General features: G+C 64.5%; 11 protein-coding genes and 2 riboswitches. Of the genes, 3 read left to right on the top strand and 8 right to left on the bottom strand.

Annotated elements, in window-relative coordinates:
• From B3873_RS11795 to B3873_RS11805, 3 genes are all read right to left on the bottom strand, one after another.
• Positions 1–500 (bottom strand): ATP-binding cassette domain-containing protein (locus B3873_RS11795; protein ID WP_286866207.1); only part of this gene is annotated, 500 nt, incomplete at its 3' end.
• On the bottom strand, positions 497–1,312 hold the full coding sequence (locus tag B3873_RS11800) for an ABC transporter permease (protein WP_286866209.1): 816 nt from the start codon (positions 1,310–1,312) through the stop codon (positions 497–499). The genes B3873_RS11800 and B3873_RS11795, both read right to left, overlap by 4 nt.
• A 148-nt stretch (positions 1,313–1,460) precedes the next feature.
• A riboswitch (guanidine-I (ykkC/yxkD leader) is annotated at positions 1,461–1,561 on the bottom strand.
• 94 nt (positions 1,562–1,655) lie between these two features.
• A complete protein-coding gene (locus B3873_RS11805) occupies positions 1,656–1,805 on the bottom strand; it encodes a hypothetical protein (protein WP_198516410.1) in 150 nt (49 codons plus the stop codon).
• A 446-nt stretch (positions 1,806–2,251) separates the two neighbouring features.
• A riboswitch (guanidine-I (ykkC/yxkD leader) is annotated at positions 2,252–2,351 on the top strand.
• A 66-nt stretch (positions 2,352–2,417) separates the two neighbouring features.
• Here B3873_RS11805 and B3873_RS11810 point away from each other — a divergent pair.
• From B3873_RS11810 to B3873_RS11820, 3 genes are all read left to right on the top strand, one after another.
• Entirely contained in the window at positions 2,418–3,494 is a 1,077-nt protein-coding gene (locus tag B3873_RS11810) for a putative urea ABC transporter substrate-binding protein (protein ID WP_134223770.1), read from the top strand.
• Positions 3,495–3,644: 150 nt separating this feature from the next.
• The gene (locus B3873_RS11815; protein WP_286866227.1) at positions 3,645–4,577 is read left to right on the top strand and encodes a TorF family putative porin; all 933 of its coding nucleotides are present in this window, start codon (positions 3,645–3,647) and stop codon (positions 4,575–4,577) included.
• A 141-nt stretch (positions 4,578–4,718) separates the two neighbouring features.
• Positions 4,719–5,336: a flavin reductase family protein gene (locus tag B3873_RS11820; RefSeq protein ID WP_286866229.1), complete on the top strand. Its 618-nt coding sequence runs from the start codon at positions 4,719–4,721 to the stop codon at positions 5,334–5,336.
• 15 nt (positions 5,337–5,351) lie between these two features.
• Here the strand turns inward: B3873_RS11820 and B3873_RS11825 are convergent, their stop codons facing one another.
• The 5 genes from B3873_RS11825 to B3873_RS11845 form a co-directional block, all read right to left on the bottom strand.
• Positions 5,352–5,795 (bottom strand): MarR family winged helix-turn-helix transcriptional regulator, encoded by a 444-nt coding sequence (locus B3873_RS11825; RefSeq protein WP_034333847.1) that lies wholly within the window; start codon positions 5,793–5,795, stop codon positions 5,352–5,354.
• Positions 5,796–5,896: 101 nt separating this feature from the next.
• The gene (locus B3873_RS11830) at positions 5,897–6,679 is read right to left on the bottom strand and encodes a maleate cis-trans isomerase family protein (protein WP_051156182.1); all 783 of its coding nucleotides are present in this window, start codon (positions 6,677–6,679) and stop codon (positions 5,897–5,899) included.
• The gene (locus tag B3873_RS11835; protein ID WP_209533916.1) at positions 6,676–7,701 is read right to left on the bottom strand and encodes a carbon-nitrogen hydrolase family protein; all 1,026 of its coding nucleotides are present in this window, start codon (positions 7,699–7,701) and stop codon (positions 6,676–6,678) included. Before B3873_RS11835 ends, B3873_RS11830 begins: the two co-directional genes overlap by 4 nt.
• 60 nt (positions 7,702–7,761) lie before the next feature.
• The gene (locus B3873_RS11840) at positions 7,762–8,697 is read right to left on the bottom strand and encodes a fumarylacetoacetate hydrolase family protein (RefSeq protein WP_039783224.1); all 936 of its coding nucleotides are present in this window, start codon (positions 8,695–8,697) and stop codon (positions 7,762–7,764) included.
• A 53-nt stretch (positions 8,698–8,750) separates the two neighbouring features.
• Positions 8,751–9,890, bottom strand: coding sequence for a cupin domain-containing protein (locus B3873_RS11845; protein ID WP_286866236.1), 1,140 nt, complete (start codon positions 9,888–9,890; stop codon positions 8,751–8,753).
• Between the last annotated feature and the right edge of the window lie 58 nt (positions 9,891–9,948).

Genomic DNA, 9,948 nt, shown 5'->3' on the forward strand with positions numbered 1-9,948 from the left:
GGTTCATCCAGCAGCAGCACGCGCGGGCGCACGATGAGCGCCTGGGCAATCGCCAGCCGCTGCTGCATGCCGCCCGACAGGCTGCTGGGATACAGGTCCAGCGCGTGGCCCAGCCCGACACGATGCAGCAGCTGCGCCGCCTCTTCGCGGGCGCGCCGCTTGGCTCCACCGAAGAGGCGCCCGAGCAGCGGCGACTGGGGCAGTTCCAGACCGATGGCCACGTTGTCCAGCACGTTCAGATGGGGAAACACGGAATAGCGCTGGAACACCACGCCGCGCGTGGCATCGGGCTCGGCCGGGAAGGGCTGGCCCTGCAGCAGCAGCTGGCCCTTGCTGGGGCGCTCCTGCCCCAGCAGCAGGCGCAGGAAGGTCGACTTGCCGCAGCCGGAAGCACCGACCAGGGTGCAGAACTGGCCTTCTTCCACGCGCAGGTTGAGGCGCTCCAGGACCACGTTCTGGCCGTATTGCTGCCACACGTTGCGAATCTCGATGTAGCTCATGCGCGGCCTCCTTCAGCCCAAGGGAAGAAGCGGCGGTGAATCGCACGCAGAGACCAGTCGATCAGCCACGCCAGCAGCGTGATCCAGACCACGTAGGGCAGGATCACGTCCATGGCCAGATAGCGGCGCACGAGGAAGATGCGGTAGCCCAGGCCGGCCGTGGCCGAAATCGCTTCCGCAGAAATGAGGAACAGCCACGCGGCCCCCAGCGACAGGCGCAGCGAGACCAGCAGGCGCGCCAGCATCTGCGGCAGGGCCACCCGCAGCACCACGGTCCAGCTGTTGGCGCCGAGGGTCTGCGCCTTGATCAGCAGTTCGGCGGGGATGGCGCGGCCGGTGTGTTCGAGATCACGCGCCAGCAAGGGCGTGACGCCGATGACGATCAACATCACCTTGGACAATTCATCCAGTCCCATGACGATGAAGAGGATAGGCAGGATCGCCAGCGGCGGCACCATCGAGATCACGGTCAACAGGGGCGAAAATCCGGCGCGCAGCACCGGGAAGATGCCGTTGGCGATGCCCAGCACCAGCCCGGCCACGGCCGCGATGCCCAGGCCCAGCAGCACGCGCTGCAGGCTGGCCAGGGTGTCGCTCCAGAACAGGTAGTCGCCGGTGCGCGGATCTTCCATGAAGGCCATGTGACGGACCGCATCGACCATCTGCGCGAGGCTGGGCAAGAGCTTGTCATTGGGATTGTCGGCCAGGCGCGTGGCCGAGCCGAAGGCGTACAGCAGCGCCAGAATGAGGAAGGGCAACAGCGTGAGGAGCCACTGCCCGGAGCGGCCGGGGTGGCGATTCAGGAAGCGCATGACGCGCCTCCCTGTGGCAAGGACCGAGGCAGGGACGGACGCAGCACAAGGGCTGCGGGATGGAACCTGGGGTGGCGGACAGCGATCACGGGAAACTCCGGTCGGGGTTGAACAAAAGCAGGAGCAGCGCGGCACCTGTGGTGCAACTCTCTCCCGGGCTTTTGTCCCGCCGTGTAACCTCGACCGAGGTCGCCGGCTCTCGGACCAGTCATCTGCCTGCGGCAGACCGGAACCCTAGCCAGCTATTTGAACGTCTTGTGCAGCCGTCGGATGATCAGGTCATCGTCAGATCATCGGTGCGGGCTGCTCTGCATGTCATTGGATTTCAGCAAATTCCATACCATCAGCGCGCGCGGCGCAGCCAGCGCAACGCATGCGTGAGCACCTCGATCAACAGCAGCGAAGTGCGCATGCGGCCACACAGCGGCAGGGCCTGTGCGGCCTCGCTGGAAAAAGCGAAGGGAAAAACGGTAGTGTCGTGAGATCGGGTCATGGGCATGGTCTGCTCCTGCGAACATGGCCTGGCCGTCCAGGGATGGTTGCCGATGCCACGCGTGATGCATGCGCTTCATTTGCTTCGGCCCAAGTCGTCTTGGCTCGCCCACGGCGAGAACGACAATCTTGCATGCAAGATCCAGACCAGCCCAGCACGCCCTTGCGCACCCGGCGCAAACCCGCACCTGCACTGGCGTACAGCCAATCGTGTGGCGCATCGCGGATCGCCGGAGCGCAAGCATGGTGCAAACCGGCACCGATTTGGCGCGCGCACGATGCGCCAGCAACGCTCACGTGTGGCGCAGTCAATGGAGCGTTGAGCCGTTCGCTATTAATAGCGAAAACCGGCATCCCGCATCATCGACATCGCCAGAGGGTATTGGCATGAACCTTGCTGAAAAGCGAGCGGGAGCCGGCGAGTCCGGTCTTGAGTCAGCACAATTTGCAATGGACAGCTAGGGTTCCGGTTCGCTGGTGCGGATGTCTGGTCCGAGAGCAGTCGACCTCGCAAGGGGTTACACGGCGGGAGAAAAGCCCGGGAGATGACGCGTTCGCAACGACCGCGCCGCTCCCGGGCTTTTTCCAATAAACCCTTCGAGGACCCTACGCCGTGTACAACATTTCCCGAATCCTTGGTGGCGCTGCCATCGCCCTGGCCGCCTTCACCGGCGCGCTTTCACCGGCCCACGCCGCCCCCCGCACCGACTTCAAGGTCTGTACTTCCATCTATGCCGGCTGGATGCCCTGGGGCGAAGCCCAGGCGCAAGGCATCCTGGCCAAGTGGGGCAAGAAGTACGGCATCACCATCAGTGCCGTGCAGTTGAACGACTACGTGGAGTCGATCAACCAGTACACCGCCGGCAAGTTCGACGGCTGCACCATGACCAACATGGATGCGCTCACCATTCCCGCCGCCGGTGGCGTGGACTCCACGGCGCTTATCGTGGGCGACTATTCCAACGGCAACGATGGCATCGTCCTCAAGGGGAAGAACAAGAAGCTGGCCGACATCAAGGGCCAGTCGGTACAGCTGGTGGAATTCTCGGTCTCGCACTACCTGCTGGCGCGCGCGCTGGAAACGGCCGGCCTGCGCGAGCGTGACGTCAAGGTGGTCAACACCAGCGACGCCGACATCACTGCCGCCTTCGCCACCCCGGCCGTCACCAGCACGGTGACCTGGAACCCGATGCTGTCCTCGATTGCGGCCTCGCCCGATGTGTCGCTGGTCTACACCTCCAAGCAGCTGCCCGGCGAAATCATGGACCTGATGGTGGTCAACACAAAAACCCTGCAGGAGAACCCCGCCTTCGGCAAGGCCCTCACCGGTGCGTGGTACGAGATGATGGCCATCATGACTGCCAAGGATGAGCGCGCCACCCGCGCGCTGACCGCCATGGGCAAGGCTTCCGGCACCGACCTGGCGGGCTTCCAGTCGCAGCTGGCAGCCACCGCCATGTTCTACCAGCCCAAGGCGGCGCTGGAATTCGCCACCAAGAAGGAGCTGCCGGCCATCATGGGCCGCATCGCCAAGTTCAGCTTTGACCACGGCATCCTCGGTCCCAACGTCAAGAGCGCCGATGGTATCGGCGTCGCCTTCGACGGCAACGTGGTGATCGGCGACAAGAAGAACGTCAAGCTGCGCTTCGACCCGGCCTACATGAAGATGGCGGCCGACGGAAAACTTTAAGTTTTTTGCGCGCACGCACGCCCAACGTCACCACCACAACAGCATCACCCACTGTCTTGCGCGGGTCCGGCAACGGACCCGCCGGGGCCTGCTCGTCCCTTGCTTTCACACTGATCCACGCTGCTTCCAGACCAACCCACGGAGAGAACCTTGACTACCTACGCCACTTCCCTGTCGCGCCTTTGCAGCCTCGGCACCTGCGCTGCCGCCCTCACCACCCTGCTGGTCTGCGCTCCGGCGCTGGCCGATGATGCCGCGCCGGCAGCGGCCCCGGCCGGTCCGTGGACCATCACCAAACACATCGACCTGGCCTCGCGCTATGTACTGCGCGGTGTCACCACCACCTACGGCAACGGCCAGCCACTGGGCAATCCCGGAGCCGACGCGCCCGAATCGGATCAGGCCGCGCTGCAATGGGGCATCGACTTCGTCCACAGCAGTGGCTGGAGCTTCGGCTACTGGGCCTCGACCATCAATTATTCGTACAAGCAGCTGGGCAATTCCTACGGTGATCGCAGCATTACCGAATTCCAGAAACCGCGTTCGGTGGAAAACGATCTCTACTTCGCCTACACCGGCAACATCAACGGCGACCTCGGCTATACCCTGGGCATGACCGGCTACTACTACGCCAACGGCAGCCATGCCAATGCGCTGGAAACCAAGGCCGGCCTGACCTGGGGCGCGCTGTCCTTCAATGCGCAGACGCTGCTCAACGACGTGGTCTGGGGCAACAAGGGCGATACCTACTGGACCCTGGTCTACACCAAGCCGCTGCCCTACGACATCACCTTCACCGGCACGCTGGGCGCCTACACCTACAGCCGCGAAGGCAAGTATCTCGGCACCCGCGACACCGCCACCGGTGCCTCCTGCGGGGCGGGCCAGGCCTTCGTGGTCAATGGCTGCTTCGCCGGCAACGGCCCCAGCAGCGGCGGCCTGCGCCACCTGACGCTGGGCCTGTCGGCGCCCTTCCCCGACTCTTCCATCACCTGGTCGCTGCAGGCCATCCTTGGCGGCTACAACCGCTTTGACGTCAAGCAGGGCAACCAGCTGGTGGGCATGCTGAGCTGGGGGTTCTGAACCGGGTAGCAATCACAGTCCAGGCAGCGCGGTGACCGTCCGTATCTGGCAGCTTTGATGCGGCGGTCCTCCTGCCTGGACGGCAGGCGCGACATAATACGGTTTCCATCCGTATCCGGCAGCGCTTGCCCGCCTATTGCAATGAGCCCACTCTTTCACCGCTATGAACCGCGCCACGGCCACGGCCTGGCGCACGATCCCATCCCGTCCATCCTGGGTCCGCGCCCGATCGGCTGGATCTCCACCCTCAATGCCGAGGGCCGTCCCAACCTGGCGCCCTACAGCTTCTTCAACATCTTCAACTACCGGCCACCCATCGTCGCCTTCGCCAGCGTCGGCAAGAAGGACAGCGTGCGCAATGCCGAGGCCACCGGCGAATTCGTCTACAACCTGGCCACGCGGGCGCTGGCCGAGCAGGTCAACCAGAGCAGCCTGGAACAAAGCGAGGTCAATGAATTCGAGCTGGCCGGACTGACGCCGGTAGCGGGGTTGGTGGTGGCCGCACCGCGCGTGGGCGAAAGCCCGGTGGCGATGGAATGCAAGGTGACGCAGATCCAGCCGCTGACCACGCTGGAAGGCCGCACGCTGGACACCTGGATGGTCTACGGAGAAGTGGTGGCGGTGCACATCGACCAGTCGCTGCTGGTCGAGGGCGTCTACGATACTGCAGCGGCGCAGCACATCCTGCGCGGCGGCGGACCGGCGGATTACTTCGAGGTGCTGCCGCAGGGCCGGTTCCAGATGCGGCGGCCCAAGTAAGCGCTGCGCGCCGGGTCAGCGTTGCGGTCGATAGCGCGTGATGATTTCCTGCAGGAGTTCCTTGAGCATCTCCACCTTCTGCGGATTCATCGAGGCCAGTACCTCGCGCTCGTGCTGCTCGGCCAGTTCGATCAGGCCCGAGACCAGCCGGCGGCCATTGCGCGTGACCCGCACCAGCGTAAAGCGACGATCATCCTGGCTGGTGGTGCGCTCGACATGGCCCTGCGCTTCCAGCCGCAACAGCAGCCGCGTGACCGTGGGCTGCTTGCTTACCGCCGCATCGGCCAGGGCCGAGATGCTCATGCCGCCGTTGCTGGCCAGAATCGACAGCACGCGCCATTCCAGCACCGACAGGCCGTGTGCTTCCACCACCGCATGAAACTGGGTCGACAACAGCTGCCAGGCTTGCCCCAGCAGAGCCGGCAGGTAGTTGTCGACGAATGCCTTTGACTTTGCCATTCCCCTCGCTGCCTCTTCTTCTGAAAGCAGCAAGGATACCCCGTCCCCGGGCGCAATGGGGAGACCCATGGCCTCCCCGGACGGGGCTTTCTTGACCCCGCTCAATAGCGCCCCGACAGCAGCGCGCCAAAACCCGGCACGGCGGTACTCAACTCCAGCCGCTTGAGCATCATGTAAGTGGTGGCCACCGAGGAAGACAGCACCGGCAGGCCGACGCGATCCTCAATGGCCTGCACCGAGGCCAGCGAAGGCATCTGCACGCAGGCCGAGGCCACGACGGCATCCACGCCCCGGGTGTCGAGACGCTTGGTGATCTCGATGGGTGCGCGCGGATCCTGGCGGCCGACTTCCAGATTGTCCGGAATTTCCAGCGAGATGCTGTCGACCACTTCGATGCCTTCGTTCTCGATGTAATCGATCACCAGTTGCGTAAGCGGTTTCATGTAGGGCGTGAGGATGGACACCTTCTTGGCACCGATGGCATGCAGGCCGTCGACCAGCGCACCGGCGCTGGTCACCACGGGAGCCGGGCCGCCATTGTCCACGGTGCGCTGGTGCAGGCGCTGCTCGGAGACGCGGTGATAGCCGCGCCCCATGCTCATGATGGCCACCAGGCAGGCATAGCCGAGCACATCCACCCGCGCATCCGACAATTCCAGCGCGCAGCGGTCGCTGTCGCCATCCATGGCGGCCAGCTCTTCCTTGGTGACGTGCTTCATGCGCATGCGGCTGGAGTGGAAAGTGAAACGCTCCGGCAGGATCAGTTCCCGCGCACGCAGGATGGCCGGGATCTCGGTCTCCATGGTGGTATTGGACGAGGGCACGATCTGCCCGATGCGATAGCTGCGGGCACTGTCGGCGGCTTGGCTGACTTTCGTGGTCATGGGCGATCCTTTTGAATTTCCGCCACGGCCTCGACCGGCACTTCATCCATGACAGCATCGCCATCGGAGAAATGCGCAGCCTGCAAGGGCTGGCGATTGACGTTGAGATTGAAGACATCGAAGCGGTTGTAGTGGCCGGTGATGTCGTGCATCTGGCGCGGCTGGATGCAGCGCGACAGATCGATGTCGGCATAGACGATGCCTTCCTCGTCGATCAGCGGGCTGCCGATCACCCGCCCATCCGGACCCAGCACGCCGGAGAAGGCGCTGTTGCGGCGTGACAGCAGCGCGCGGGCCTGCGGGTGGCTGGCTTCCATGGCCTGGATGATCTCTTCCGAGACGGTCGAGCAGGACACGATGGTGAACACCTTGCCCTCGAAACAGTGGGCCGCAGCGCGCACCTTGATGGCCTCGGCCATGTCGTAGTCGGCCGGGGCCACCGGCAGCGCAATGTAGCTGGCCACGTGCACCAGTTCGCCCTGCGCCAGCAACGAGAAGCGCGCCAGCGTATTGGTGTTTTCTCCGCAGGCCAGCGCACCGAGCGGACCGATGCTGGTCTGGTGCACGCGCAGGCCCGACGCATCGCCCGGGGCCCAGGTCAGCTTCTCGGCCCAGGTCGGTACCAGCTTGCGATGGCGGCCGATGATGCGGCCATCATCGGCGATGGTGACCACGGTGTTGTAGATCGTGCCGATGCCGTGGCGGTTGCGTTCGTTCACGCCCACCACCACGTTGATCTGGTGGCGCGCGGCCGCCTGCGCGATCTTGCTGATCTCGGGACCGGGGATCTCGATGGCCGAACGCACCAGGCGTTCGAACCAGCTGCTGCCCTCGATCGGGTTCATGATCCAGCTCCAGTAGGGATAGCCGGCCACGAACACTTCCGGGAAAGCCACCAGCTTTGCACCATGGCCGGCGGCTTCGGCGATCAGTGCCACCACCTTGTCCACCGTGGCGTCGGTATCGAGGAAGACCGGTGCCGCCTGGACCGCTGCGGCCTTGAAACGTTGAAGTTCGAGCATGTCAGTTCCTTGGTGAGAGAACGGCGGCCTGCATGGCAGACCGCGCTTGAATCTGAAGGCTCAGGCCTTGCCCGGCGGCAGCTCGCCCACGGCGACGATGGGATTGCGCAGGCTGCCGATCTTCTCGACGGTAGCCACCACCACGTCACCCGGCCACATCCATTCCTGCGGCGAACGGCCGGCACCGACACCGGCGGGGGTGCCGGTGGCGATGATGTCGCCTGGTTCCAGGGTGATGCCGGCGCTGATGTCAGCGATCAGGGTGTCGACCTTGAAGAGCATGTGGCGGGTGTTGGAACTTTGTTTGGTCACGCCGTTGACGGTCAGGCTCAGGTCCAGGTTGTGCGGGTCGGGAATCTCGTCGGCGGTGACGATCATGGGGCCGAAGGGCGCGTAGGTGTCCTGGCCCTTGGAATAGATCCACTGGCCGGCGCGGCGGTTGTCGCGGGCGCTGATGTCGTTCATGACGCTGTAGCCGAACACGTAGTCCAGCGCGTCGTTCTTGCTCACGCCCTTGGCCTGCTTGCCGATGATGACGGCCAGTTCCACTTCCCAGTCCATCTGGCGGGTGATGGCCTGGTTGTGCTCGATGGCGTCACCCTGGCCGATCACGGTGGTGGGCGGCTTGGAGAAGATCACCGGCTGCTTGGGCAGCTCCTTGGAGGTATCCAGGGTACGGCTGGATTCTTCCACGTGCTCCACGTAGTTCAGGCCGATGCCGAAGATGTTCTTGCGCGGACGCGGAATCGGTGCCAGCAGCCGGACATTGACCAGCGGACGTGCCACGCCCACCGGCCACTGGCCGCGATGGCGCTCCAGCAATGCGGTGGTGCTGGTGATGGCACACGGGCCGAGGTCGATGAAGTCCAGCATGTTGTCGGGCAGCGCCTCGCCGGCGTACAGGCCCAGCTGTTGCAGGTCGACGACCAGGTCATCGACGATGGCGCCCAGGCGGGCGGCGGCGCTCACATTGGCGCGGTAGGTAACCAGTTTCATGGCATCTCACTCCTGTTGGATGTTGGTAGGGCGTTCAGAAAATCCCCGCAGCCTCACGCGGCTGCAGGGGTGATGACGGGTTGGTGGCCCTGGTGCTCGGCATAGGCTTCTTCGCGATACAGGCCCAGCTTCTCCATGACCGGCAAGTCGCTGAAGCAGAACAGGCAGGCATCCTCGCTGGCGCTGCCATTGACGTGCTCATGCCAGGCCCAGGACGGAACGCAGAAGATGTCGCGCTCCTTCCAGTCGAAGCGCTGGCCATCGATGATGGAATGGCCATGGCCCTTGGCCACCTGGTAGATGAAGCTGCCGGTATGGCGATGCGCGCAGCCCGCGAACCCCGGACGCAGCAACTGCATGCTGGCACCGATGGTGGCCATCACGTGGCCGCCGCTGACCGGGTTGGTGTAATGCATCAGCAGGCCATCAAAGGGGCTACCCTCGGTAGCGCGGGCATAGCGTTGCAGGGCTTCATAGGTCGGTCCCCACTGGTACTTGAAGAGCGGCGAGTAGGGCCTGTTCCAGCCCACATCCTGTGGACGCAGGCCGGGGGCGCCCCACAGCGCCACCGCATCGTCGACCGGATGGGTCACGGCCTGGTGCAGGTCGGGATGGACGGCGTAGAAGCCGGCCTCCAGCGCATTGACCAGCGGAATGTCCAGGCCGTCCTGCCAGATGCAGGGCAGGCCATCGGCTTCCACGCCGTGCTCGTGCCAGGTGCCATTGGGAGTGAGCACGAAGTCATTGGCTTCCAGCGTCATCTTGTGGCCGTCGACGATGGTGTAGGCACCGCGTCCTTCCATGATGAAGCGCAGGGCCGAGGAGGAATGCGCGTGCGCACTGGCGACCTCGCCAGGATGCATCACCTGCAGGCCGGAATAGAGCCAGCCGACAGCGGCCGAGACCTCGCGGCGGCCCGGATTGTCGAGATAGATCACGCGCCGGCCCGCCTTCTCCGGCGAGACCAGCGCCACCGAGCGCAGCACGTGTTCGCGCAGCTCGGCATAGCGCCACAGCACCGGCACCGATTGCGATTTCGGCTGCCAGGGCTCGATCTTGTTGGCCACCGTCCAGAGTGCGCCGGTCTTCAACTGTTCCAGCTGGCGGTAGTAGGCCAGCAGTTCCGGCGTGTCCGAGACATCGGCACGGCCGGCCACGCTTTCGCGGTACTGATCGTAGGTGTCATTGCTCACGATGCTTCCCTTTCATTGACGGATGGACGGCTCAACGGCGGGTGCCGGACAGGCTGCG

Origin of the sequence: Herbaspirillum sp. UBA812 (assembly GCF_002296545.1) — a bacterium.
GTDB lineage: Bacteria > Pseudomonadota > Gammaproteobacteria > Burkholderiales > Burkholderiaceae_D > Herbaspirillum > Herbaspirillum huttiense.

Coding starts and splice junctions, on each gene's coding strand:
- B3873_RS11800 (WP_286866209.1), bottom strand. CDS start 1,312: ATGCGCTTCCTGAATCGCCACCCCGGCCGCTCCGGGCAGTGGCTCCTC.
- B3873_RS11805 (WP_198516410.1), bottom strand. CDS start 1,805: ATGACCCGATCTCACGACACTACCGTTTTTCCCTTCGCTTTTTCCAGC.
- B3873_RS11820 (WP_286866229.1), top strand. CDS start 4,719: ATGAGCCCACTCTTTCACCGCTATGAACCGCGCCACGGCCACGGCCTG.
- B3873_RS11825 (WP_034333847.1), bottom strand. CDS start 5,795: ATGGCAAAGTCAAAGGCATTCGTCGACAACTACCTGCCGGCTCTGCTG.
- B3873_RS11830 (WP_051156182.1), bottom strand. CDS start 6,679: ATGACCACGAAAGTCAGCCAAGCCGCCGACAGTGCCCGCAGCTATCGC.
- B3873_RS11835 (WP_209533916.1), bottom strand. CDS start 7,701: ATGCTCGAACTTCAACGTTTCAAGGCCGCAGCGGTCCAGGCGGCACCG.
- B3873_RS11840 (WP_039783224.1), bottom strand. CDS start 8,697: ATGAAACTGGTTACCTACCGCGCCAATGTGAGCGCCGCCGCCCGCCTG.